Origin of the sequence: Pseudomonas flavocrustae, from assembly GCF_029872515.1 — a bacterium.
Lineage (GTDB): Bacteria > Pseudomonadota > Gammaproteobacteria > Pseudomonadales > Pseudomonadaceae > Chryseomonas > Chryseomonas aestiva.
Genome location: NZ_JAPDIQ010000004.1, coordinates 92425 through 116054, shown reverse-complemented (window position 1 = coordinate 116054; position 23630 = coordinate 92425). Strand labels below are relative to the sequence as shown.

The following is a 23630-nucleotide window of genomic DNA, read 5'->3' as shown; positions in this document are numbered from 1 at the left end:
CCGAGGCGCCCGGTCCTTCCCGTTCGAGGAGTCATCTGTCATGCGTACCGTCTCTCGCCTGCTTGGCCTTTCCGCGCTCACCCTGGCCCTAGGCAGCGCCTTTGCCGCGCCCCAGCCCGATCCGCATCTGGAGCGCACCACCCAGGGCTTCGTCGACGCCCTGAACGGCAGCGGTGGCAAACCCCTGGAAACCCTGAGCCCCAAGGACGCCCGCGCGGTGCTGTCCGGCGCCCAGTCCGGCGTCAAGGTCGATCTCTCGGGGGTCAAGATCCGCGAGAAGACCATTCAGGTCGACGGCAAGCCGCTGCAGCTGACCATCGTCCGTCCGGCGAACGCCAAGGGACAGACGCCGGCCTTCATGTTCTTCCATGGCGGCGGCTGGGTGCTGGGTGATTTCCCCACCCACCAGCGCCTGGTGCGTGACCTGGTGGTAGCGTCCGGCGCCACGGCGGTGTTCGTCAACTACACCCCGAGTCCGGAGGCCCACTTCCCGGTGGCCATCAACCAGGCCTATGCCGCGACCCAGTGGGTCGCCGAGCATGGCAAGGAGATCGAGGTCGACGGCAGTCGCCTGGCGGTGGCCGGCAACAGCGTCGGCGGCAACATGGCCGCGGTGGTCAGCCTGATGGCCAAGGACAAGGGCACGCCCAAGCTGCGTTACCAGGTGCTGTTCTGGCCAGTGACCGATGCCAGCTTCGACAACGGCTCCTACCAGACCTATGCCGAGGGCCGCTTCCTGACCCGCAACATGATGAAGTGGTTCTGGGACAACTACACCACCAGCGAGACCGAGCGCGCCAACGTCTATGCCTCGCCGTTGCGGGCCAGCGAGGCCCAGCTCAAGGGCCTGCCGCCGGCGCTGGTGCAGACCGCCGAGAACGACGTGCTGCGTGACGAAGGCGAGGCCTATGCCCGCAAGCTCAACGCGGCCGGCGTCGAGGTCGTCCAGGTGCGCTACAACGGCATGATCCATGACTACGGCCTGCTCAACGTCCTGGCCAAGGTGCCCGAGGTCCAGGCTGCGCTGACTCAGGCCGGCCAGCTGCTCAAGCAGCACCTGCAGTAAGGCAGGACGCGGTACCCGAGGGGGTGGTTCCGTTCGCGGCGCCACCCCCTTTGCGTTTCAGGGCTGCTTGCCCAGGGCCGCAAAGCGTTCCGCCAGCCAGCCATGCAGCTGCCGCACCGCCGGCGAGAATTGCCGCCGATGCGGGCAGAACAGCTGCAGCGGCAAGGGCTCGCCGGGCTGCTCGGGCAGCAGCCGCACCAGCCGACCGCGCTGCAGGTCGTCGCGCATGTCCAGCCAGGACTTGTAGACGATGCCCTCCCCGGCCACCGCCCAGCGCCGCACCACTTCGGCATCGTCGCTCTGCAAGGGTCCGCTGACGGCCACCTGGCGCAGGCCACCATCGGCCTGTGGAAAGCTCCACTTGTCATAGGTGCGACCATGCAGCTGGTAGAGCAGGCAGGCGTGTCCGGACAGGTCGTCCAGGTTGCGCGGCGCACCCTGGCGGGCCAGATAGGTCGGCGCCGCCGCCAGCAGCCGGCGGTTGTCAGGGGCGAGCGGCAGGGCCACCAGGCTGTCATCCTGACTCCGGCCGTAGCGGATGGCGATGTCCACCGGATCGCGGTAGACGTCGGCCTGCTGGTCCGAGACGTAGAGCCTGAGCGTCAGGCCGGGATGGCGCTGACGAAACTCGGCCAGCCAGGGCAACAAGAGATTGCGCCCCAGATCCGAAGGCGCCGCCACCTGCAGCACCCCCCGCAATTCCGGACTCTCCCCCTGCAACCGCTCGCGCCCCTCGCGCAGGGTCTCAAGCACCTCACGGGCGTAGGGCAGATAGGCCTCGCCCTCGGCGGTCAGTCGCAGGCTGCGGGTCGAACGGGCGAACAGGCGTATGCCCAGTTCGCGTTCCAGCCGGCCGATGGCGGCGCTCACCTGACCCGGCAAGAGGTCTGCCTCGCGGGCCGCGCGGGAAAAGCTGCCCAGGGCGGCGGAACGCACGAAGAGGCCAAGGTCATCGAAGCGGATCATTTTCACTCCTGCAGTGAAGGTGCTATCCGATTCTGCCGCTTTTTCCGACCGACAATGAAGACGACCATGGCCTCATGTTTCTCATCGTACAAAGGAATCCGCCCATGAAAGCCATCATCCACGGCGACACCACCCTGCCCGCCAGCGATCCTCGTGCCCTGCAGGACGCGGTGCTGACCGATCCCACGCCCGAAGCCCATGATCTGCTGGTGGAAGTCCGCGCCGTATCGGTCAATCCAGTCGACACCAAGGTGCGCCAGGGCCTGGTGCAGCGCGAGTCCAAGGTGCTGGGTTGGGACGTCTCCGGCGTGGTGCGGCAGGTGGGCAGCGCCGTCAGCCGCTTCGCCGTGGGTGACGAGGTCTACTACGCCGGCGAGCTGTTCCGCGCCGGCTGCAACAGCGAGCTGCACCTGGTCGACGAACACCTGGCCGGGCACAAGCCCAGGAGCCTGGATCACGCCCAGGCCGCGGCCCTGCCGCTGACTGCCATCACCGCCTGGGAATTGCTGTTCGACCGTCTCGGCGCGACCGAAGGCGGCGGCGCCGGCCAGCAGCTGCTGGTGATGGGCGCGGCGGGTGGCGTCGGCTCCGTGCTGGTGCAGCTGGCCCGCCAGCTCACCGAGCTGACAGTGATAGGTACCGCTTCGCGCCAGGAAACCCAGGACTGGGTGCGCCAGCTGGGTGCCCACCACGTCATCGACCACCACCAGCCGCTGCGTCCCCAGCTCGAAGCCCTGGGCCTGGACGGCGTGACTCTGGTGGCCAGCCTCACCCATACCGATGAGCACTTCACCCAGCTGGTGGATGTCCTGCGACCCCAAGGTCGCCTGGGCGTGATCGACGATCCGGCGCAACTCGACGTGGTGCCGATGAAGGCCAAGTCGCTGTCGCTGCACTGGGAACTGATGTTCACCCGCTCGCTGTTCCAGACCCCGGACAAGGTGCGCCAGCACGAGATCCTCGAGCGCGTCGCCGGACTGATCGACCAGGGCACCCTCAAGACCACCCTGGGCGAACACCTGGGCCGGATCGATGCCGCCAACCTGCGCCGCGCCCATGCCCAGCTGGAAAGCCACCAGGCCCGCGGCAAGCTCGTGCTGGAGGGCTTCTGATGCCCCGCCTCAGTGCCCTGACCCTCACCGTCGCCCTGGCCGTGGGTAGCCTGGCGGCCCAGGCCGCGCCGCTGCCCCAGGAGCGCACCCTTGGCCAGCTGGAGCAGGTGTTCGCCTTCCAGGATGCCATGCCCACCGGGGTCACCGTCAGCGAGACCGGGCGGATCTTCGTCAACTACCCGCGCTGGGGCGACGCGGTGCCCTTTACCGTGGCCGAACTCAAGGACGGCAAGGCGGTGCCCTACCCGGACGCCGCGCTCAACGTCGAGACCCCTGGCCAGCCGGGCAAGGGCTTCATCAGCGTGCAGAGCGTGGTGGCCGATGGTCGCGGACACCTCTGGGTGCTGGACACCGCCGCGCCGGGCTTTGCCGCGCCCAAGGCCGGCGGCGTCAAGCTGGTGGCCATCGACCTCAAGACCAACAAGGTCGCCAGGACCCTGGTCTTCCCTGCGGCTGTGCTCGAACCCAACAGCTACGTCAACGACGTGCGCTTCGACTTTCGCGTCGGTCGCGCCGGAGTGGCCTATGTCACCGACTCGGCGCCTCCCGGTGGCCTGATCATCCTCGACCTCGCCACCGGCCAGGCCCAGCGTCGCCTGACCGGCGCGCCCCAGGCCAATGTCGACCCCAGCTTCGCCCCGGTGGTGGAAGGCGAACCGCTGCTGATGCAGCGCCCCGATGGCAGCAAGGTCCGCCCGGCCATCGCCAGCGACGGCATCGCCCTGTCGCCGGACGGCGGCACCCTCTACTTCAGCCCGCTGTCCAGCCGCCACCTCTATGCCGTGCCCACCGCCCTGCTACGCGACCCCAGCGCGAGCGAGGCCCAGGTGCGCGCCGGGGTGCAGGATCTCGGCGAAAAGGGCGCCTCCGACGGCCTCGAAGCCGATGCCCAGGGCCGCGTCTATGCCGGCGACTACGAGCACAACGCCGTGCGCCAGCGCCAGGCCGACGGCAGCTGGAAGACCCTGGTCCACGATCCCCGCGTGCTCTGGCCCGACACCTTCAGCATCGGTCCGGACGGCTACCTCTATTTCACCGCCAACCAGCTCCATCGCCAGGCCCAGTTCCACGGCGGCCAGGACCTGCGCCAGAAGCCCTACAGCCTGTTCCGCGTCAAGATCGACGCCCAGCCGGCCTCTACCCACTGATCCGATCAGGAGTTATCCATGCAGCTGTCCCAGATCGCCCGTACCCGCTATACCACCAAGGCCTTCGACGGCTCCCGCAGCATCCCGGCCGAGCAGGTCGAGGAACTGCTGGAGCTGCTGCGCCAGGCGCCCTCCTCGGTCAATTCCCAGCCGTGGCACTTCGTGGTCGCCGCCAGTGCCGAGGCCAGGGCGCGCGTCGCCCGTGGCATGCAGAGCCCCTACAACGAGCCCAAGGTGCTGCCGGCCTCCCACGTCATCGTGCTCTGCACTCGCCTGGAAATGACCGAGGGCCATCTGGCCCAGGTGCTGGAGCAGGAAGCCCGGGACGGCCGCTTCGCCAAGCCCGAGGCGCGCGCCACCCAGGATGGCACCCGTCGTCATTTCGTCGACCTGCATCGTCATGAGCGCAAGGATGTGCAGCACTGGATGGAGAAGCAGACCTACCTGGCGTTGGGCACCCTGCTGCTGGGCGCTGCCGCCCTGGGCATTGATGCTACCCCCATGGAAGGCTTCGACGCCAACAGCCTGGACCAGGAACTCGGCCTGCGCGAACAGGGCTACACCGCCCTGGTAGTGGTCGGCCTGGGCTATCGTGGCGAGAGCGACTTCAACGCCGCCCTGCCCAAGTCCCGCCTGACCCGCGAACAGGTCTTCACCTTCCTGTAACCGCAGAGCACCGTAGCGTGGATAACGGCGCAGCCTTATCCACAGCGCGCCGCCGGTAGCCGTCAGTGGAAAACGCTGGCGCGGTTTTCCACGCTACGACGCGCAAGTTGGGTTAAGCCCAACAACGGCAGCAGGTGCCTTCCCGCAGACAGGAAAAAGCCGACCGCTACAAAGGGTCGGCTTTTTCATGTGGGCCTGCTGGGCTTCGACGATGAAGCCGTCTCAGCCCAGCAGGCCCAGCCCCCGATCAACCGCCCTTCAGATCCGCCAGGATCGAGAAGGCGCGCAACCGATCCGCCTGCTCGTAGACATCGCAGGTAAAGATCAGCTCGTCGGCATCGGTCTTCTCCAGCAACAGCTCCAGCCGCTCGCGGACCTTGTCCGGGCCGCCGATCACCGCCATGCCGAGGAGGCTCGATACCGACTCCTTCTCGTGAGGCAACCAGACGCCTTCCATGCTGCGTACCGGCGGTTGCAGGCGCAGGCTGTCGCCGCGGAACAGCGCCAGGATGCGCTGGTAGACGGTGGTGGCCAGGTAATCGGCCTCGTCGTCGCTGTCGGCTGCCACCAGGGGTACCCCGAGCATCACGTAAGGACGATCGAGCACCGCGGACGGCTTGAAGTTCTCGCGATAGAGCCGGATCGCCTCGTGCACATAGCGCGGCGCGAAGTGCGAGGCGAAGGCATAGGGCAGCCCCTTGGCCGCCGCCAGCTGGGCACTGAACAGGCTCGAACCCAGCAGCCAGATCGGCACCTCGGTTCCCACCCCAGGCATGGCGATCACGCCCTGCCCCGGCTGCTGCGGGCCAAAGTAGTGCTGCAGCTCCTCCACGTCCCGCGGGAAGTCGTCAGAACTGCCCAGGCGGTCGCGCCGCAGGGCATAGGCGGTGCGCTGATCCGAGCCCGGCGCGCGGCCCAGGCCGAGTTCGATGCGGCCCGGATACAGCGAGGCCAGGGTGCCGAATTGCTCGGCCACCACCAGCGGCGCGTGGTTGGGCAGCATGATGCCGCCCGATCCCAGGCGCAGGGTGCTGGTGCCAGCGGCCAGGTAGCCCAGCAGCACGCTGGTCGCGGAGCTGGCGATACCGTCCATGTTGTGGTGCTCGGCGACCCAGTAGCGGGAAAAGCCGAGCTGCTCGACATGGCGCGCCAGGGTCAGGGCATTGTGCAGCGCCTGGGTCGCATCGCCGTCGTCACGGATGGGGACCAGGTCGAGGACCGACAGGGCGGTCTTAGAGAGACGGGTCATCAGGATTCTCCTCGGCGGCCTGATCGTAGGCCGCCCTGTGGCGCTGAATTAAAGGCTGCTTCGCCGAGGCCCAGGCGGCCAGGGCACCCACCGGCACCATCAGGCTCTGGCCCAGCTCGGTGAGGGCGTATTCCACCTGGGGCGGCTTGGTCGGCGTCACCGTGCGGGACACCAGGCCATCGCGCTCCAGCTGACGCAGGGTCACGCTGAGCATGCGCTGGGAAATGCCGTCGACCCGCCGGCGCAATTCGTTGAAGCGCAGCGGACCAGGTGCCAGGGTGAAGAGCGTGAGCAAGGACCAGGCATCGCCTATGCGGTCCAGCACGTCCCGGATGGGACAGGCGTGGGCATGCAGGCGGCGACGGCTGGAGATACGACTGACCACGGCGTCCATGGCGATCCTCGAAGCAGAACTGGTTCCCAGCCTACGCCTTTCGGGCGGTTATTAAAAGTAACCACCTGTCAGGACTGGTATTGCCGCCTGGGCCAGGGCACAATCCGGAAGGTCGTGACCGTTTTTATTGATTGAACGTTCAATAAAAAATAGTTACCCTCCGAGGCTCCTTCCGTTCTCTTCAGGAGATGCCTCGTGCCCAAGGTCGGGATGCAGCCCATCCGCCGTTCGCAGCTCATTGCCGCGACCCTCGAAGCCGTCGACGAAGTCGGCATGGGCGACGCCAGTATCGCCTTCATTGCCCGCAAGGCCGGTGTCTCCAACGGCATCATCAGCCACTACTTCCAAGACAAGAACGGCCTGCTCGAAGCCACCATGCGGCATCTGATGAATGCCCTGCGCCAGGCCGTGCGCGAACGCCGCGCTGCCCTACCCGGTGACGACCCGGCCGCCAACCTGCGCGCCATCATCCAGGGCAACTTCGACGATACCCAGGTCAGTGGCCCGGCCATGAAGACCTGGCTGGCCTTCTGGGCCACCAGCATGCACCAGCCCAATCTGCGCCGCCTGCAACGCATCAACGACCTGCGCCTCTATTCCAATCTCTGCTGGCAATTCCGCCGCCTCCTGCCCCATGGCCAGGCGCGCGCCTCGGCCCGCGGCCTGGCCGCCATCATCGATGGCCTCTGGCTGCGCGGCGCCCTCTCCGGCGACGCCTTCAACACCCAGCAGGCCCTGCAGATCGCCTACGACTACCTGGACCTGCAACTGGCCAAGGCCTAACCGCTGCAACCCCGGCCGGTCCGCTCCGGCCGCGGGCTCCCCTCCCGCTTTTCCTTATCCATTCCCCCTCTGATCGAACCGCTCTGGGCCGCCCATCGGCCGTTCTCGGCACGCCTGCGAATTTTTCATTGATTGAACGTTCAATAAAAATTAAGTAGACTGGCTTCATCGCTGGCGCAGAGAGACCCTTCTTTCGCGCCCCCTGTGTTCCTTGCGGGTGCCACGGCGCCCGCCCAGCCTGGGAGAACGTCCATGGCCCGTTTTGCCGAACAGCAGCTCTACATCGGTGGCCGTTATGTCGCCGCCACCGGTGACGCCACCTTCGAAACCCTGAATCCCGCCACCGGCGAGGTGCTCGCCGTGGTGCAGAGCGCCGGCCGCGCCGACGTGGACAAGGCGGTGGCCGCTGCCGCCGAAGGTCAGAAGGTCTGGGCCGCGATGACCGCCATGCAGCGCTCGCGCATCCTGCGAAAGGCCGTGGACATCCTCCGCGAGCGCAACGATGAGCTGGCGCTGCTGGAAACCCTCGACACCGGCAAGGCTCTGTCCGAGACCCAGGCCGTGGACATCGTCACCGGCGCCGACGTGCTCGAGTACTACGCCGGCCTGGTTCCGGCCCTGGAAGGCGAACAGATCCCGCTGCGCGAGACCTCCTTCGTCTATACCCGCCGCGAACCGCTGGGCGTGGTCGCCGGCATCGGCGCCTGGAACTACCCGATCCAGATCGCCCTGTGGAAGTCCGCCCCGGCCCTGGCCGCCGGCAACGCCATGATCTTCAAGCCCAGCGAAGTCACCCCGCTGACCGCGCTGAAGCTGGCCGAGATCTACACCGAGGCCGGCCTGCCCGCTGGCGTGTTCAACGTGGTCAATGGTGTCGGTCCCGAAGTGGGCGTGGCCCTGACCGAACATCCCGGCATCGAGAAGATCTCCTTTACCGGCGGCGTCGCCACCGGCAAGAAGGTCATGGCCAGCGCCGCCGGCTCGACCCTCAAGGAAGTCACCATGGAACTGGGTGGCAAATCGCCGCTGATCGTCTGCGACGATGCCGACCTGGAGCGCGCCGCCGACATCGCCGTCATGGCCAACTTCTTCAGCTCCGGCCAGGTCTGCACCAACGGCACCCGGGTCTTCGTGCCCCAGGCGCTCAAGGCCGACTTCGAAGCCAAGGTGGTGGAGCGGGTCGAGCGCATCAAGCTGGGCGATCCCCTGGCCGCCGAGACCAACTTCGGGCCGCTGGTCAGCACCCCGCACCTGGAAAAGGTGCTGGGCTACATCGCCCAGGGCCACGCCGAAGGCGCCCGCCTGCTCACCGGTGGCGAGCGCGTCACCCAGGGCGAACTGGCCAAGGGCAACTTCGTCGCCCCCACCGTCTTCACCGATTGCCGTGACGACATGGCCATCGCCCGCGAAGAGATCTTCGGCCCGGTCATGAGCATCCTGGCCTATGCCGACGAGGACGAGGTGGTGCGCCGCGCCAACGACACCGAGTACGGCCTGGCGGCCGGCGTGGTCACCCGTGACCTGGCCCGCGCCCACCGCATGATCCATCGCCTGGAAGCCGGCATCTGCTGGATCAACACCTGGGGCGAATCCCCCGCCGAGATGCCGGTGGGTGGCTACAAGCACTCCGGCGTCGGTCGCGAGAACGGCCTCACCACCCTCGGCCACTACACCCGCATCAAGTCGGTGCAGGTCGAGCTGGGCGACTACGCCTCGATCTTCTAAGCCGCTTCCGTAGCGCTGTTCTCCCCTCTCCGCTGGAGAGGGCCCGGGGCTGGGGCCAGACCCCACCCGCCGTCAGGAGGAGACTTTTTCATGGCAAACGAATTCGATTACATCGTCATAGGCGCCGGCTCGGCCGGCAACGTCCTGGCCACCCGGCTGACCGAAGACCAGGACGTGACCGTCCTGCTGCTGGAAGCCGGCGGCCCCGACTACCGCCTGGACTTCCGCACCCAGATGCCGGCCGCCCTCGCCTATCCGCTGCAGGGCAAGCAGTACAACTGGGCCTACCAGACCGAGCCCGAGCCGCACATGGACAACCGCCGGATGGAATGCGGGCGCGGCAAGGGCCTGGGTGGCTCCTCGCTGATCAATGGCATGTGCTACATCCGCGGCAACGCCCTGGACTATGACAACTGGGCGCAACTCGATGGCCTGGACGACTGGACCTACCTCGACTGCCTGCCCTACTTCCGCAAGGCCGAGAAGCGCGATGCCGGTGGCAACGACTGGCACGGCGGCGACGGCCCGGTCTCGGTGACCACCGCCAAGCCGAACACCAATCCCCTGTTCGAAGCCATGGTCGAAGCCGGTGTTCAGGCGGGTTATCCGCGCACCGAAGACCTCAACGGCTATCAGCAGGAAGGCTTCGGCCCGATGGACCGCTTCGTCACCCCGAACGGCCGGCGCTCCAGCACCGCCCGCGGCTATCTGGACCAGGCCAAGGGTCGCCCGAATCTGACCATCGTCACCCATGCCACCACCGATCGCATCCTCTTCGAGGGCAAGCGCGCCAACGGCGTCGCCTATATGAAGGGTGATTCCCTGGAAGCCATCACCGTGCGCGCCCGCCGTGAAGTGCTGCTCTGCGCCGGTGCCATCGCCTCGCCGCAGATCCTGCAGCGCTCCGGCGTTGGCTCCGCGCCGCTGCTGCGTCGCTTCGACATCCCGCTGGTCCACGACCTGCCCGGCGTCGGCCAGAATCTACAGGACCACCTGGAGATGTACCTGCAGTACGAGTGCAAGCAGCCGGTCTCGCTGTACCCGGCGCTGAAGTGGTACAACCAGCCGCAGATCGGTCTGGAATGGATGCTCAAGGGCACCGGCCTGGGCGCCAGCAACCACTTCGAGGCGGGCGGTTTCATCCGCTCCAGCGAGGAGTTCGACTGGCCCAACATCCAGTACCACTTCCTGCCGATCGCCATCAATTACAACGGCACCAACGCCATCGAGGCCCATGGCTTCCAGGCCCACGTCGGCTCCATGCGTTCGCCCAGCCGCGGCCGCATCGAACTGACCTCGCGCGATCCGCGCCAGCACCCCAGCATCCTGTTCAACTACATGAGCACCGAACAGGACTGGCGTGAATTCCGCGACGGCATCCGCCTGACCCGCGAGATCATGCAGCAGCCGGCGCTGGATCCCTATCGTGGCGAAGAGATCAACCCGGGCCGTGATTGCGTGACCGACGCCCAGCTGGACGCCTTCGTGCGCTCCCATGCCGAGACCGCCTATCACCCGTCCTGCTCCAACAAGATGGGCACCGACGACATGGCGGTGGTCGACGGCGCCGGTCGCGTGCATGGCCTGGAAGGCCTGCGCGTGGTGGACGCCTCCATCATGCCGATCATCGCGACGGGCAACCTCAACGCCCCAACCATCATGATCGCCGAGAAGATCGCCGACAAAATCCGTGGTCGCGCCCCGCTGCCGCGCAGCAATGCCGCCTACTACGTCGCCAATGGCGCCCCGGTACGGGGTACTCCCATGCGTGACGTCAACGGCCAGCGCGCCGCTGAGCCCGTCCCGCAGCGTCGTGACCAACCGGCCGCCTGATCCCGGGCAGCCGAACGCAAGAAGGGCGCCCTCGGGCGCCCTTCTTGTATATGCCTTTCCAGGTGACGACGGGCAGCCCGTTCTTTCCCCTCTCCCCCTGGGAGAGGGCCGGGGTGAGGGTCCACCCAGCCGCTCACCTCACAGACAATCCTTCACCGCCGTCATGATGGTCCGCGGCCGCAGCGGATTGTTGGCCATCTGCTCGCGCAACTGGATACGCGTACCGCGCGATGCCGACCCGATATCGATGATCGCCGCCGTGGCGCCCGGCACCTTGCTGTCCACCAGCACCCGCTGCCCACTGCTGCCTTGCGGTTGGACCAGCACATGCCGACCGTCCTTTTCCAGACCGGTCACCAGACAGGTGCGATAGTCCTCGGCACTCTTGCCCGTGCGCAGCTCCATGGGCGGATTGCGCTCAAGATTCGCCTGGCTGGTGCAACCGGCCAGGGCAGCGGCCAGGAAGGCCAGGGTTTTGGTTCTCATCAGCGGCTCCTCGCAAGCTCTTTGCACCATTTTAGCCGCAGCTGGCTTACGTCAGCCTTAACCGTCGCACATCCTTGGTTTACAAGGGCTTTCCCATGGCTATAATGGCCTCCCCTTGCCGGTATAGCTCAGCTGGTAGAGCAACTGACTTGTAATCAGTAGGTCCCGGGTTCGACTCCTGGTGCCGGCACCATCTACTCCAAAGCTTCCAGCCGCTTGCCTCGTCGACAGATCAGCGTCTACGTAACAAGCAGCGTAACAAGTCAGCACGAATGGCAGAGCGTATCTGCCAGGCAGTGACAGTGTGAAGACGGCTGGATGCGTGGCCATCCTAGCCCACTCCCACTGGTCTTATCCCCTTTTTATGTTCGGCCAAGGGGATTGCGTTACTTGCGTTACCTGCCTGCCTTTCCCCGCTCCAAAGCCCGCCCCACAAGCTTTCCAGCCCATCCGCTTGCCGTTACTTTTCCGTTACTTCACCGTTCTTTAGTAACAATTTTCACTGTTACTTTTGAAGAACTAGAAACCGCTCTAAATCAATGGTTTGAGAAAAAGTAACGGTAAAGGTAACGGCTGAGTAACGGCCACGAGATCATGTGCTAGTCCAGTAGTAACGCGGGTTTCGAGTGCGCTGCCGATCGCCAAGGAACGGAAGTAACGCCTCGCACCACCCCATCTAGGATTTGAGCCAGGTCACACCTACAGAAAAGGGCCGGTGGTGCAGGGATTCGCAGGGTTTTTCAGGCCTGCCAACCCCCGTACAGCCCCAGTAGCGGCGCGGAACGGGCCCAGGTGCAGGGCTGCAGAAAAAGCGACACATTTAGACCGCGGGCGCGGCGGGGGGACGACGGCGCGCGCCAGGTGTAGCCGTACCCCCGGCCACCCCGGTGCCGCCTCCTGTCTCCGGCTCTCAAGATCTCCTCTGGGCACAGCCGCGCCCACCATGATCCGCAGGCACAAAAAAGCCGCCCGGAGGCGGCTTTCTCAAAATGGTTCGTCATCTAGCAAGGACCGCTTGGACGGCACCGATACTCAATTGCACCCCTACTCCTATCACGCTACTGGCCAAGTCCTTCAGTCGTGTAGTCGCCCCATCTCTAGCTGCATCGATCAGTTGAGAACCCAGGCTTTCCTTTCCCGCCAATGAATCAGGTACCGACTTCAGCGATTCTAGGCCTTTCGCAGTGAGCACTGTTTCGGACCAATCACTGTTTTCATGGCGATGCCTGATGTAACCGGCCACTTCTAGCCATTCAACTGTTGCGAAGTAGAATTCAATCGCCTTGCCCTGATCATCCATCACAGCCTCTATCGGATTTTCAGGATCAATACCCAGCAGGTAGCTGCAATAAATCTCAGCGGTAAGGACTCTTGCCACCGGAAAATCGTCGTACAGGTCAGCGAAAATTCGCCCTGTGAGTAGATCGAAACATTCAATGTTCGTAGCCACAGCAACCCTCCGCTTATAGGTCCAGACATCATCCTCGCAAGTCAAAAACCTGTTAAGGCAGTTGTGTGATCTCATAGGGCCGGAAGCGGATGACCTCCTCCCCCAGCCAGTCGTTGACCTGGGCCAGGCGCGCCTGCAGCGGCTCCAGCTCATTGGCGGCGTAGACCTCCGCCGCCTCCTTGATCGAGCCGAAGCCGCCGGCGTTCTGCGGCACGATGCCCATCAGCTGCGGCGGGATCCGCAGGCCTGCGAGCATGTCGTCGCGGGTGATGCTCTTGATCGAGTTGAATTCGTCCTTCGCCGCTACCTCGCTGACGGGGATCAGCTGGATGCCGTCTTTCTTGCCGTTGGGCGCGTAGACGAACAGGTTGCGGAAGTTGCCCGGCCCTTTGGCCGAACGCAGCGCGGTGCGCAGGGAGTCAATGTCTTCCTCCTTCTGCGCCGCATCGGTCATGTAGAAGATGAAGCCGGCGTGACTACCATTGTTGTAGTACTTGCGGCGGAACAGCGTGGCCGACTCGTTGAGCAGTGCCGACTGCATGGCGGCGAGCCACTCGGGCATGCCGTAGATCTCCTGGTTGATGTCGGCCTCGCGCAGGTGGCAGATGGTGCCCGGCGCGAACTCGTGCTCGTCCTGCCAGCCCCTGACCTGGAAGAAGCGGCCCTCCTCCCCTCGCCGCATGTACTTGGCCAGCGGCGGCTGCAGGCTGATCGTGGTGCCCAGGCGGGACTGGCGGCGCTCCAGGTAGGCGTTGCCGCACCAGAGGTAGTCCAGGGCTAGTTGCTCAAAGGCGGCGCGGTTCAGCAGCGGGTGCGGAATGAAGGTGCGAGCCAGCAGGTTGCGCTTGAACTTGAGCCCTGAGTCCAGATAGACGCTGGCGCGGGTGGCCTTGGCCAGGCCGTCGAGCGACAGCGGCGGGTCGTAGTAGCGGCCGTTGAACCAGCACTCCAGATAGTCGAAGACCTCGCGGCCATCGAGCACTGGCGCAGGGTCGCCGAAGGTGAAGGCCTCGATGCCGGGCGCTTGGGCGGCCGGGCTGACCAGGGCGGTGGAATCGCTCATCAGTAGATCTCCATGACGCCGGTGTTGCGGCCGGTCTGGCCCTCCAGCGGCTCGTTGTGCAGGGCATGAAAGAGGGCCCACGCGAGATCCGCATGGCCCGTGGTGTCGTTGCGGCCGGCCGTGTAGGTGAACTGCCGGCCGCTGGCGGTGGTGGTCTTGCGAATGGCCATGAGCGACTGGGCGACGTCGGTCCAGCCGGCGTCGAACTCGAGGCGGCCGTTCTTGATCACGTCGTAGGCCTTGAGCACCAGGCGGGTCTTCACCTCGGGCGAGTAGCTGAAGGTGGTCAGCCCCGGGAAGAACTGGCGCACCAGCTGGGCCACGCCGCTGCCCATACCGGTGACATCGATGCCGATGTAGCTCACCCAGTAGCGCTGGCAGACCTGGCGGATCGCCTCGGCCTGGGCGGCGAAGTCCATCCCGCGGAACTGGTGGCGCTCCAGCACGCGGAACTTGCCGCCCGGTACCGCTGGAGGAGCGACCAGGACCAGGCCGGCGGTGTCGCCGGTCTCGGCGGGGTCGTAACCAACCCAGACCGGACGATCGCCCAGGGGGCGGGCTGCAAACGGTTTGTAGTCCTCGGCCCATTCGACCCAGCTGTCGACCATGCAGGGCTGCAGCATGGCCAGGGGGAAGATGCTCGCGCCGTCGTCGACGAACTGGCACATCAGCAGGTTCTGGAAGGCCTCGGCCGAGTATTCGAGCTTGAGCTCCTCCAGGTCGAACAGGTCGCAGCCGCGCGCCTCGGCATCCAGGATGGTGACGATCTGCCGCCAGATCCGGTCCTCGCAGAGCCGGCCCTGCTGCAGGGCGTCGTGGGAGACGTCCAGCTTGAGGTGCTGGGCGACGGGCTTGCCCTTGTTGAAGCGCTCGCCGGTCCAGAAGGTGTAGGCCTCATGGGCCATCGAGCTGGGCGTCGAGAAGTAGGTCCGGCGGTACTGCTTCTGCATGGCCATGCCGCTGGCCACCCTATTCAGCTCCTCGAAGCGGAAGGTCCAGAAGAATTCGTCGAAGTAGAAGTTGCCGTGGTAGCCCTGGGCGGTGCGGGCATTGGTGCCGAGGAAGTGCAGCTCGGCGCCGTTGGCCAGGATGATCGGATCCCCCGTCACCTCGACGCCGCAGATCTCCCGCGCGAAGGCCTGGATATACGCCTTGAAGATATGCGCCTGGTTCTTGCTGGCCGACAGGAAGATCTGGTTGCGTCCGGTGATCAGGGCGTCCAGGAAAGCTTCGCGGGCGAAGTAGAAGGTGGCGCCGATCTGCCGGCTCTTGAGGATCGCCCGGGTCCGCTGCTGACCTGCCCGGTACCAGTCCAGCTGGTAGCCGAAGCACTGATCGCGGAAGGCGCTCTCAAGGGCCTCGATCTGCTCATCGGTGAACTCGTTGCGCGCGGCCCTCTTCTTCGGCCCGGCATTGCGATTGTCCAGCTTGGGATTGAGCTCGGCCTCGGTACCGCCGCCCTGGAAGCGCTGGATCCGCGCCTGGCGCTCCAGCTGGCGATGGAGCAGATCGATTTCCTTGAAGTCGCCGCCGGTCTTGCCGTCCTTGAGGATCAGCTGCACCAGGCGCGCCTCAAGGGCGCCGCCGATCCGCTCGACGTTGTCCGCCCGGTCCCACTCGTCCCGGGCCTTCCAGCTGTGGACGGTCTTTTCCTTCTCGCCGATCGCCTCGGCAATCTCCGTGATCCTCCAGCCCATCCAATACAGATGCTTGGCGCGCCGACGCACGTCCATCAGCAGGTCGGTGGACTGGACGGCCGCCGGCGTTTCGGCCGGGCTTGGCAGGGGCGAGGAATCGGATAGGCTTTTCATGGCCGCCAGACTGCCGCCCTGATCCCCTCCTCCATAGCGCGCGAACGTGTACCGCGCGCGCCTACAAAACCCCCTCGTTGCTGGGACGCGCGCGCGTCCCGACCATGCCCCTCATCGCCCAAGCACTCCCGCTAAGCCTCTGAGGATCCCCGGCATGGCCGACCCCAAGACCCCCAAACTCCGCTCTCCTTTCTTCCGTGTCGCCGTCGAAGGCGCCACCAGCGATGGCCGTCAGATCGAGCGCGCCTGGATCGAGCAGGCCGCTGCCAGCTACAACCCCAAGACCTACGGCGCGCGCATCTGGATGGAGCACATCCGCAGCAGCGTGGCGGACAGCCCCTTCAAGGCCTACGGCGACGTGGTGGCGGTCAAGGCCGAGGAGGTCGAGATCAACGGCCAGAAGAAGCTGGCCCTCTTCGCCCAGATCGAGCCCACCGCCGACTTGGTGGCCTTGAACAAGGCCAAACAGAAGATCTACACCTCGGTCGAGATCTCGCCCAAGTTCGCCGACACCGGCGCCGCCTACCTGGTCGGCCTGGGTATCACCGACAGCCCGGCCAGCCTAGGTACCGACGTGCTGTCCTTCGCCGCGGCCAATCCGGCGGCCAATCCCTATGCCAGCCGCAAGCTGCACGCGGACAACCTGTTCACCGTGGCCGAGGAGACCGCCCTCACCTTCGACGAGGTCGAGGACAAGCCTGGCCTGGGCGCGCTGCTCTTCGCCAAGGTCCAGGAGTTGCTCAAGGGCAAGGAGGAGCAGACCCAGGGTGAGTTCGCCCAGTTCGGCGCCGCAGTCACCGCCGTGGCCGAGCACGTTCGCGAGCAGGACGAGCGCTTCACCCGCGCCGAGGCGGCCCTCACCGAGCTGACGGGCAAGCACCAGCAGCTGCAGACCGACTTCGCCGCCCTGCAGGTGCAGCTCAGCCAGACCCAAGACCCCAACCAACCCAAGCGCCCTCCGGTCACCGGCGGCGATGGCCAGAACCTGACCGACTGCTGATCAGCCGTTCACCTTTCCGGAGAGATCCATGCGTAACGATACCCGTGTGCTGTTCAACCAATATCTGGAGCAGGTCGCCAAGCTGTCCGGCGTCTCCTCCTCCGCGGCGACCTTCGCCGTAGCGCCCACCGTCCAGCAGAAGCTGGAGACCCGCATCCAGGAGTCCAGCGACTTCCTGAGCAAGGTCAACGTCATTCCCGTTGACGAGCTGATGGGCGAAAAGGTCGGCCTGGGCGTCTCCGGCACCATCGCCGGCCGCACCGACACCAGCGGCACAGCGACCCGCCAACCCCGCGAGATGCAGGCGCTCGAAAATCGCGGGTACGAGTGCAAGAAGACCGACTTCGATACCGCCATCACCTACCAGCTGCTGGATACCTGGGCCAAGTTCCCCGACTTCCAGTCGCGCCTGCGTGACGCCATCGTGAAGCGGCAGGCCCTGGACCGACTGATGATCGGCTTCAACGGCACCAGCGCCGCGGCCACCACCAACCGTGCCACCAATCCGCTGCTCCAGGACGTGAACATCGGCTGGCTGCAGCAGTACCGCAGCAATGCACCGCAGCGCGTGCTGAAGTCGGGCAAGGCCGAAGGCAAGATCGTGATCGGTACCGGCAGCGACGCCGACTACAACAACCTGGATGCCCTGGTCTTCGACGCCGTCAGTAACCTGATCGACCCCTGGTACCGCAAGGACCCGGGCCTGGTGGTGATCCTCGGCCGCGACCTGGTCCACGACAAGTACTTCCCCCTGGTCAACCGCGAGCAGGCACCCAGCGAGAAGCTGGCCACCGACCTGATCCTGGCTCAGAAGCGCATGGGCGGCCTACAGCCGGTCGAGGTCCCCTACTGCCCGGACAAGGGCATGCTCATCACCTCGCTCGAAAACCTGGCGATCTACTTCCAGACCGGTGGCCGTCGCCGCTTTGTGAAGGAAACGCCGGAGAAGAACCGCATCGAGAACTACGAGTCGAGCAACGACGCCTACGTGGTCGAGGACTACGGCTTCGGCTGCCTGATCGAAAACATCGAGACGGGCGTATAAGCCATGGCCTCCTCTCCCGCAAAAAGCCATTTCCAGGCAGCTGCAGCGGCACTCGCCGCCGCGGCCGCCGGGCCGGCCGACAGCATGGCGGGCCGCACTGTGTACGAGCAGCAGTTGGCCCAGCTGCTGCAGGACCGGCTGCGACTCAAGCAGGTGCAATCCACTCAGGCCAAGGCCGAGCTCAAGCGGCAGCTGCTCGGCGCCTACGCCGACTATGTCAGCGGCGTGCTCGAGGGTGGCAACGGCGCGCAGGACGAAGTGCTGGTCACCGTGATGATCTGGCGCATCGACGCCGGCGAGTTCGCCGGCGCCCTGGACATCGCCGCCTACGTGCTGCGCCACGGCCTGCTGATGCCCGATCGCTTCGAGCGCACCCCGGGCTGCCTGATCGCCGAGGAAGTAGCCGAGGGCGCACTGGCGGCGCAGAAGGCCGGCCAGACCTTCGACCTGGACATCCTGATCCGCACCGCCGTGCTCACCGATGAGCACGACATGCCCGACGAGGCGCGCGCCAAGCTCTACCTGGCCATCGGCCGGGCCGAGTTGGCCGACGTCGACGAGGATCGACCCGGCCGACCTGGCCAACTGGTCTCGGCGATCGAGATGCTACGCAAGGCGATCAGCTTGCACGACCGTTGCGGCGGCAAGAAAGACCTGGAACGGGCCGAGCGCCTGGCCAAGAAACATGCCGCCCCTGGCGGCTAACCGAGCGGTCCCCCGCAACCTCGCCGGCTCGGGGCGGATCGGCCAGGCCTCGCCTGGGACCGTGAAGCCCCGACCACCGGCGACCCATTCGAGAGCAGCACCATGAGCGGATTCGTTGCAGGCGGCACCGTCGCCAGCGGTCAGGTGGTGTCCGACCCCTTCTGGCCGGCGATCGAGCTGGACCAGGTCCGCGCGCGGCTGCGGATCGACAGCAGCGTCAGCACGGAGAAGCTGAAAGCCGCGGTGATCGCCGCAGCCATCGGCGTCAATCGCGAGCTCGCCGGTTACCGCTTCGCCCAGTCCACCGGCGGCTACGCGACCCTGGCCGCTGTGCCCGGGCTGCTAGTCGACGGCGTCAGCGAGCGTACCCACCTGTACCTGCGCGCGATCGATGCCGCCACCGCGGCCGAGGTCGCCGAGCGTTATCGCAGCTACGACAGCACCGCCAAGGGCGACAAGGGCGCGGAGGCGCAGACACCCACCATCGACGACTACCGACGCGATCAGCGCTGGGCCATCCGCGACTTCTTGGGCCTGGCCCGGACCACCGTGGAGCTCATCTGATGGCCACCGTCGTGCGCACCCAGCAAGGCGACACCCTGGACCGGATCTGCCTGCGACATTACGGGCGCACCCAGGACGTCACCGAGACCGCGCTCGAAGCCAACCCGGGCCTGGCTGAGTTGGGCCCCATCCTGCCGATCGGCACCCCTATCACCCTGCCAGACGCCCCTGCCCAGGTCTCTGCCGGCATCGCCGCGCAGCAGCCGGTCAGCCTCTGGGACTAGATGAGAAACATCATGCCTGACCGTCCTGACTCCTGGGCCTGGTTCGCCACCTGGCTCGAACACAACTGGCCCGCCCTCTACGCCGCCATGGTCGCCTGCGTCATCGCGGGTCTCCGGATCGCCTACAGCGGCGGCACCCTGCGTCGCGTGCTGCTCGAGGCCCCGCTATGCGGCGCCCTGGCCCTGGCCGCCAGCCACGGCCTCTCCCTGCTGGGCATCCCTGCCAGCACCGGCCCCTTCTGGGGCGGAATCATCGGACTGCTGGGCGTCGAGGGCACTCGCGCCGCGGCTAAACGCTTCGTCGAACGCAAGGTAGAAACGCAATGAACCAGCCCAAGATCCTGATCCTCGGCGCCCACGGCCTGGCCGTGCGCGACCTGCAGAAAGCCCTGGCCGCGGCCGGCTTCACCGTCGACCTGGACGGCGACTTCGACGAAGGCACCGAGCACGCCGTTGAAGCCTTCCAGCGCTCTGTCGGCCTGGTGGCCGATGGCATCGCTGGCCCGAAGACCTTCGCCGCCCTGCTGGGCAAGCGCGACCCACTCCATCTGGGCTACGCCGACCTCGAGCTCGCCGCCAAGACCCTGGGCGTCCCTGTCGCGGCCGTTCAGGCGGTCAATGAGGTTGAGTCCAAGGGCGAAGGCTTCCTGGACAACGGTCGGGTGGTAATCCTGTTCGAGCGCCACGTCTTCTACCAGCGCCTAGTCAAGGCCAACGGCCAGGCCGAGGCTGATCGCCTGGCTGCGCTCAATCCGAACCTGATCAATCCGAAGTCCGGCGGCTACGCCGGCGGCGCGGCCGAGTGGCAGCGCCTGACCTCGGCCCGGCAGATCGACGAGGCCTGCGCGCTGGAGTCGTGCAGCTGGGGCCTGTTCCAGGTCATGGGCTACCACTGGCAGGACCTGGGCTATGCCAGCGTCCAGGACTTCGTCACCCGTATGCAGGCCAGCGAGGCCGAGCAGCTGGACGCCTTCGCCCGCTTCATCAAGGCGGAGCCTGCCCTGCTCAAGGCGCTCAAAACCGGCAAGTGGGCGGACTTCGCCCGCGGTTACAACGGCCCGGCCTACGCCCGCAATCTCTACGACGTGAAGCTTGAGCGCGCTTTCGCCCGCTACAGCGCCGCCGCCACGGCTAAGGACGCCGCATGATCGCCACGGATGCTGCGCAGCGCATCAATCCGGTAGATGGCGACGTTTTCGTCTTGCCGGCCGGTGCCTCGATCGAGGACGCCGAGCACCTGGCCGAAGCCATCCAGGCCGCAAAGCCTGGGGTCCGCGCCGTCGTCGTAATGGGTGACCTCGAGCACCTGGACCAGGCGGCCATGGGCCGTGCTGGCTGGTACCGCCGATGATCAGCTGGAAGGAGAAGGCGCTCTTCGCGCTCGCCCTGGCCCTGACGATCGCCGTGCTATGCCTGACCCTCTACGGGCAGGGCCTGCGCATCGACCAGGCCAACCAGAAGCGCGAGGCCGCTGAGGACCAGGTCACCCAACTGACCGGCGAGCGCGACCACCTCACCGACACCCTCACCGAGCAGCGGGCCGCCCAGGCCCGGCTGCAGACCACCCAGAAAGACCTGCGCCGCGAGATCGATGTCCGCAAGCGCCGGATCCAGGAGCTCGAAGATGAAAACGCCGAACTCAAGGCTTGGGCTGGCCAGCCTCTGCCTGCTGCTGCTCGCCGGCTGCGTCAGCGGCCCGTCCTCACCGGAGCCACGGCTTACCATGACTGGCTGTCCAGTGGTAACGCGCTGCCAGCTGCCGTCGACCAACCCGCGCAATAACGGCGAGCTCCTAGACGACAGCGAGGCGCTGGAAGCGGCCTGGGCCGACTGCGCCGCCCAGGTAGATATGGTCTATGACGCCCAGCAGGCCCACCCATGAATAAGCCCGAGAGCCTCCGCGCTCACCTGCTCGCCGCCGTGCCGGAGCTGCGCCACGCGCCTGACCGGCTGCTGGTCTTCATTGATAAGGGCAAACTGCGCTGCACCGCCGCGGCCAGCCTGTCCTGGGAATACGGTTACGAGCTCCAGGTCATCCTGACCGACTTCGCCGGCCATCCGGACGCCGTGATGCTGCCGCTGCTGGCCTGGGTCCGGACGAACCAGTCCGAGCTCCTGGTCAACCTGGACAAGTCCGCCCAGGGGATCGGCTTCGAGGCCGACATCCTGGACAACTCCAAAGTGGATCTGGCCATCACCCTGCCGCTCACCGAGCGCGTGGTCGTCAAGCATCAGCCAGATGGCACTTACCAGCTCAGCCACGCGCCGGAGCCGCAATACACCGAGTACCAGGAGCCAGCCACCTGGCAGGTCTTCGCCGGCGGCGAACTGCTCGCCGAGTGGCAGTCCGGATCCGCCGGGGATGCCCTGGCCCTAGAAACACCGCAGCCGGGTCGCAGCCGTGGCTGACCTCGAGGCACTGGAGACCTGGCTCTCGCCGCTGCTGCAGAAGCTCGATAGCCGCGGCCGGGCCCAACTGGCCCGCAAGGCCGCCCAGCAGCTGCGCCGCAGCCAGCAGCAGCGGATCCGCGCCCAGGCGAACCCAGACGGCTCGCCGTTCGAGTCGCGCAAGCCGCGGGATCTGCGCGGCAAGAAGGGTCGCATCAAGCGGCGCATGTTCGAGAAGCTCAAGATGGCCCGGTACCTCAAGACCAAGGGCACGCCGCAACAGGCGGTGATCGGCTTCGCCGGCCGCGTCTCCCGCATCGCCCGTGTCCACCAGTACGGCCTGAAGGACCGCGCCGAGCGTGGGGCTCCCGAGATTCGCTACGCTAAACGTCAGATCCTTGGCTTAACAGAAAAGGATAGAGAAAGCTTGGTCGAAACTATGTTGGACCTGCTTACAACTGACCAGCTGTCCAAATATGATGGATTTTGACGATAGCTATTTTCCCGGTTTCACCCAAAAAATAGCTCTGATAAAAATCAAACTCAGAGCGACCCTCTGCGCGACACTTCTCACCAACTATAGAAATAATCTTTCGCTTAGCCTCGGAGGGGGTTTTCATCCCAAATATAATCCCTGACAGACTGTTGAATTTATACTTCAGCTTCCTATCCTCTTTGTTTGAATAATCCTGAAGCATACCATCAAGCAGTAGCCTATATTCGTCTTCGTGCTGCCAATCTGAAAGCTTTTTCGTAGCTGTTTTCGCGAATGAATTGCGGTACTCAGCTCGCCAAGCTTCAGTATCCTCCACCTTTGCCACTGCACTTTTATCTCCAGTAGCAAGCGTATACCAGTCATCAATCAATACAGGTATTGAGGCCCTACCAATGTTTTTGAAAAAGTCCAAGCGAGGGTGACTTCCACCATAATCAATTTTATGAAATTTAAGCTTTCGATAGTCAAAAATTACCCTCTTAACTATCGAGTCGTCCTTATCTTTTCTGCCAGCCACGCCAATAGGCTGATACAAGTCTAGACAAAATCCATCATCAGTCTCTTCGGAATCAAATACGAGGCAAACTCCTGCGTAGCTGTCGCCGTAGGTCCCCCATACAGAAGCGTTCCGATAGTCACCCATGAAACATGCAGCATACCAATCCGGATGCATGATTCGCTTGATATTAGATACAAACATCATAGGGAAATCATACATTAATAGCTGCTTGGCAGAACCCTGACCACCGAAGTCACTTGAAAATGCGTTTCTACTTTCAACTACAAATCTAGCGGCTGCAAATACACTTCTAGCTGAACCATCCACCTTTAAAACATCTTCAATTCCAGTACTAAACCAATCCTTGAGGTTTTTCGTGAGATTTATCTCCGCGCTTTCAAAGTTTCTTTTCGCACCCGGATAGAGTCCGCAATCTATAAATACATCCATAACAACCGAAACTGCTAGATCATGGACAAGCTCCAGGTAAAAAAGGAGCTCGTCCTGCGATCGTTCTTCCTCTTCATTGGACAAAACACCTATCACTTGGATGATTCCGGCACACGCAAAAAACTTAGATGCGACATCATCGACTAGCTGTCGAGCATGATCGCTTGGCAAGTCATGTGTGAACGTCCTAACGAATACATTATTTTTCGTCAAGTATTGCGCCCTATCCTCATCGTGCGGAGCAGTCAAAAGGCACATGCATAGGCAACGCAAATAGTGTCTAAATAAATTAACCCAAAGTACTCTATCTCCTTTCCAATAGATATCCGAATGACCTTCCATTGCGTCGTTCAACTGATCTGGATGAGGAAAGAAGATTGTCTGACTTTCTAACTCTTTGTACTTACCTATCAAGTTCTCCAAAGGTCTAAACCGATAGAATTTTCTGGGCCGTTCCGGGTACATAGCCGATTCCTATAATTGGTCAATCCTACTGACGAGATTTGT

26 protein-coding genes, 1 tRNA gene and 1 pseudogene are annotated in these 23630 nt (G+C 64.7%); 20 read left to right on the top strand and 8 right to left on the bottom strand.

The window, feature by feature from the left end; all coding sequences use genetic code 11:
- Window positions 1-40: 40 nt before the first annotated feature.
- Complete coding sequence (locus tag OMP44_RS11060) at window positions 41-1066, top strand: alpha/beta hydrolase (RefSeq protein ID WP_280308007.1); 1026 nt, start codon at window positions 41-43, stop codon at window positions 1064-1066.
- A gap of 57 nt (window positions 1067-1123) precedes the next feature.
- Here the strand turns inward: OMP44_RS11060 and OMP44_RS11055 are convergent, their stop codons facing one another.
- Entirely contained in the window at window positions 1124-2032 is a 909-nt protein-coding gene (locus tag OMP44_RS11055) for a LysR family transcriptional regulator (RefSeq protein WP_280308005.1), read from the bottom strand.
- A gap of 104 nt (window positions 2033-2136) precedes the next feature.
- Between OMP44_RS11055 and OMP44_RS11050 the strand changes: the two genes are divergently transcribed.
- The 3 genes from OMP44_RS11050 to nfsB are packed head-to-tail and all read left to right on the top strand — an operon-like array spanning window position 2137 to window position 4958.
- A complete protein-coding gene (locus tag OMP44_RS11050; RefSeq protein WP_280308002.1) occupies window positions 2137-3144 on the top strand; it encodes a zinc-binding alcohol dehydrogenase family protein in 1008 nt (335 codons plus the stop codon).
- Window positions 3144-4292 (top strand): L-dopachrome tautomerase-related protein, encoded by a 1149-nt coding sequence (locus tag OMP44_RS11045; RefSeq protein ID WP_280307999.1) that lies wholly within the window; start codon window positions 3144-3146, stop codon window positions 4290-4292. The genes OMP44_RS11050 and OMP44_RS11045 overlap by 1 nt, the downstream gene beginning before the upstream one ends.
- Window positions 4293-4310: 18 nt before the next feature.
- A complete protein-coding gene (gene nfsB, locus OMP44_RS11040; RefSeq protein ID WP_158890381.1) occupies window positions 4311-4958 on the top strand; it encodes an oxygen-insensitive NAD(P)H nitroreductase in 648 nt (215 codons plus the stop codon).
- A gap of 247 nt (window positions 4959-5205) precedes the next feature.
- Here nfsB and OMP44_RS11035 read toward each other — a convergent pair whose 3' ends face one another.
- Together OMP44_RS11035 and OMP44_RS11030 are read right to left on the bottom strand one after the other, a co-directional pair.
- The gene (locus tag OMP44_RS11035; RefSeq protein ID WP_280307996.1) at window positions 5206-6207 is read right to left on the bottom strand and encodes an LLM class flavin-dependent oxidoreductase; all 1002 of its coding nucleotides are present in this window, start codon (window positions 6205-6207) and stop codon (window positions 5206-5208) included.
- Window positions 6191-6601 (bottom strand): winged helix-turn-helix transcriptional regulator, encoded by a 411-nt coding sequence (locus OMP44_RS11030; RefSeq protein WP_280307994.1) that lies wholly within the window; start codon window positions 6599-6601, stop codon window positions 6191-6193. The genes OMP44_RS11035 and OMP44_RS11030 overlap by 17 nt, the downstream gene beginning before the upstream one ends.
- A 195-nt stretch (window positions 6602-6796) precedes the next feature.
- Between OMP44_RS11030 and betI the strand changes: the two genes are divergently transcribed.
- From betI to betA, 3 genes are all read left to right on the top strand, one after another.
- The gene (gene betI / locus OMP44_RS11025; RefSeq protein WP_208693463.1) at window positions 6797-7384 is read left to right on the top strand and encodes a transcriptional regulator BetI; all 588 of its coding nucleotides are present in this window, start codon (window positions 6797-6799) and stop codon (window positions 7382-7384) included.
- 252 nt (window positions 7385-7636) lie between these two features.
- On the top strand, window positions 7637-9109 hold the full coding sequence (betB, locus tag OMP44_RS11020) for a betaine-aldehyde dehydrogenase (RefSeq protein ID WP_280307990.1): 1473 nt from the start codon (window positions 7637-7639) through the stop codon (window positions 9107-9109).
- A 90-nt stretch (window positions 9110-9199) separates the two neighbouring features.
- On the top strand, window positions 9200-10942 hold the full coding sequence (gene betA / locus OMP44_RS11015) for a choline dehydrogenase (protein ID WP_280307988.1): 1743 nt from the start codon (window positions 9200-9202) through the stop codon (window positions 10940-10942).
- A 138-nt stretch (window positions 10943-11080) separates the two neighbouring features.
- Here the strand turns inward: betA and OMP44_RS11010 are convergent, their stop codons facing one another.
- Window positions 11081-11428, bottom strand: coding sequence for a hypothetical protein (locus OMP44_RS11010; protein WP_280307986.1), 348 nt, complete (start codon window positions 11426-11428; stop codon window positions 11081-11083).
- Between the two features lie 117 nt (window positions 11429-11545).
- Here OMP44_RS11010 and OMP44_RS11005 point away from each other — a divergent pair.
- Window positions 11546-11621 (top strand) — tRNA-Thr (locus OMP44_RS11005).
- Between the two features lie 804 nt (window positions 11622-12425).
- Here OMP44_RS11005 and OMP44_RS11000 read toward each other — a convergent pair.
- From OMP44_RS11000 to OMP44_RS10990, 3 genes are read right to left on the bottom strand one after another with little or no spacing between them, the layout of a single operon-like run.
- Window positions 12426-12878, bottom strand: a complete 453-nt coding sequence (locus OMP44_RS11000; RefSeq protein ID WP_280307983.1) for a hypothetical protein — start codon at window positions 12876-12878, stop codon at window positions 12426-12428.
- A gap of 52 nt (window positions 12879-12930) precedes the next feature.
- Entirely contained in the window at window positions 12931-13941 is a 1011-nt protein-coding gene (locus OMP44_RS10995; protein ID WP_280307980.1) for a phage portal protein, read from the bottom strand.
- Window positions 13941-15674: a terminase ATPase subunit family protein gene (locus tag OMP44_RS10990; protein WP_431312637.1), complete on the bottom strand. Its 1734-nt coding sequence runs from the start codon at window positions 15672-15674 to the stop codon at window positions 13941-13943. The genes OMP44_RS10995 and OMP44_RS10990 overlap by 1 nt, the downstream gene beginning before the upstream one ends.
- A 232-nt stretch (window positions 15675-15906) precedes the next feature.
- Here OMP44_RS10990 and OMP44_RS10985 point away from each other — a divergent pair, with 232 nt between their 5' ends.
- From OMP44_RS10985 to OMP44_RS10930, 12 genes and pseudogenes are all read left to right on the top strand, one after another.
- Window positions 15907-16752 (top strand): GPO family capsid scaffolding protein, encoded by an 846-nt coding sequence (locus tag OMP44_RS10985; RefSeq protein WP_280307975.1) that lies wholly within the window; start codon window positions 15907-15909, stop codon window positions 16750-16752.
- Window positions 16753-16780: 28 nt separating this feature from the next.
- Window positions 16781-17797, top strand: a complete 1017-nt coding sequence (locus tag OMP44_RS10980) for a phage major capsid protein, P2 family (protein WP_280307973.1) — start codon at window positions 16781-16783, stop codon at window positions 17795-17797.
- Between the two features lie 3 nt (window positions 17798-17800).
- Window positions 17801-18502, top strand: coding sequence for a phage terminase small subunit (gene gpM / locus OMP44_RS10975; protein ID WP_280307971.1), 702 nt, complete (start codon window positions 17801-17803; stop codon window positions 18500-18502).
- Between the two features lie 102 nt (window positions 18503-18604).
- Entirely contained in the window at window positions 18605-19066 is a 462-nt protein-coding gene (locus OMP44_RS10970; RefSeq protein ID WP_280307969.1) for a head completion/stabilization protein, read from the top strand.
- On the top strand, window positions 19066-19290 hold the full coding sequence (locus OMP44_RS10965) for a tail protein X (RefSeq protein WP_280307966.1): 225 nt from the start codon (window positions 19066-19068) through the stop codon (window positions 19288-19290). The genes OMP44_RS10970 and OMP44_RS10965 overlap by 1 nt, the downstream gene beginning before the upstream one ends.
- Window positions 19291-19302: 12 nt before the next feature.
- Window positions 19303-19617, top strand: a complete 315-nt coding sequence (locus OMP44_RS10960; protein WP_115946757.1) for a phage holin, lambda family — start codon at window positions 19303-19305, stop codon at window positions 19615-19617.
- Window positions 19614-20438, top strand: a complete 825-nt coding sequence (locus OMP44_RS10955; protein ID WP_280307962.1) for an N-acetylmuramidase domain-containing protein — start codon at window positions 19614-19616, stop codon at window positions 20436-20438. The genes OMP44_RS10960 and OMP44_RS10955 overlap by 4 nt, the downstream gene beginning before the upstream one ends.
- The gene (locus OMP44_RS10950; protein ID WP_280307960.1) at window positions 20435-20641 is read left to right on the top strand and encodes a hypothetical protein; all 207 of its coding nucleotides are present in this window, start codon (window positions 20435-20437) and stop codon (window positions 20639-20641) included. The genes OMP44_RS10955 and OMP44_RS10950 overlap by 4 nt, the downstream gene beginning before the upstream one ends.
- Window positions 20638-20991: pseudogene (locus tag OMP44_RS10945) on the top strand (Rz-like lysis system protein LysB); the annotation flags it as partial. The gene OMP44_RS10950 and the pseudogene OMP44_RS10945, both read left to right, overlap by 4 nt.
- Complete coding sequence (lysC, locus tag OMP44_RS10940) at window positions 20915-21172, top strand: Rz1-like lysis system protein LysC (protein WP_280307957.1); 258 nt, start codon at window positions 20915-20917, stop codon at window positions 21170-21172. The pseudogene OMP44_RS10945 and the gene lysC, both read left to right, overlap by 77 nt.
- A complete protein-coding gene (locus tag OMP44_RS10935) occupies window positions 21169-21699 on the top strand; it encodes a phage tail protein (RefSeq protein WP_280307953.1) in 531 nt (176 codons plus the stop codon). Before lysC ends, OMP44_RS10935 begins: the two co-directional genes overlap by 4 nt.
- Complete coding sequence (locus OMP44_RS10930; RefSeq protein ID WP_280307951.1) at window positions 21692-22168, top strand: phage virion morphogenesis protein; 477 nt, start codon at window positions 21692-21694, stop codon at window positions 22166-22168. The genes OMP44_RS10935 and OMP44_RS10930 overlap by 8 nt, the downstream gene beginning before the upstream one ends.
- Here the strand turns inward: OMP44_RS10930 and OMP44_RS10925 are convergent.
- Complete coding sequence (locus OMP44_RS10925; RefSeq protein WP_280307949.1) at window positions 22131-23588, bottom strand: hypothetical protein; 1458 nt, start codon at window positions 23586-23588, stop codon at window positions 22131-22133. The genes OMP44_RS10930 and OMP44_RS10925 overlap by 38 nt on opposite strands.
- Window positions 23589-23630: the final 42 nt, after the last annotated feature.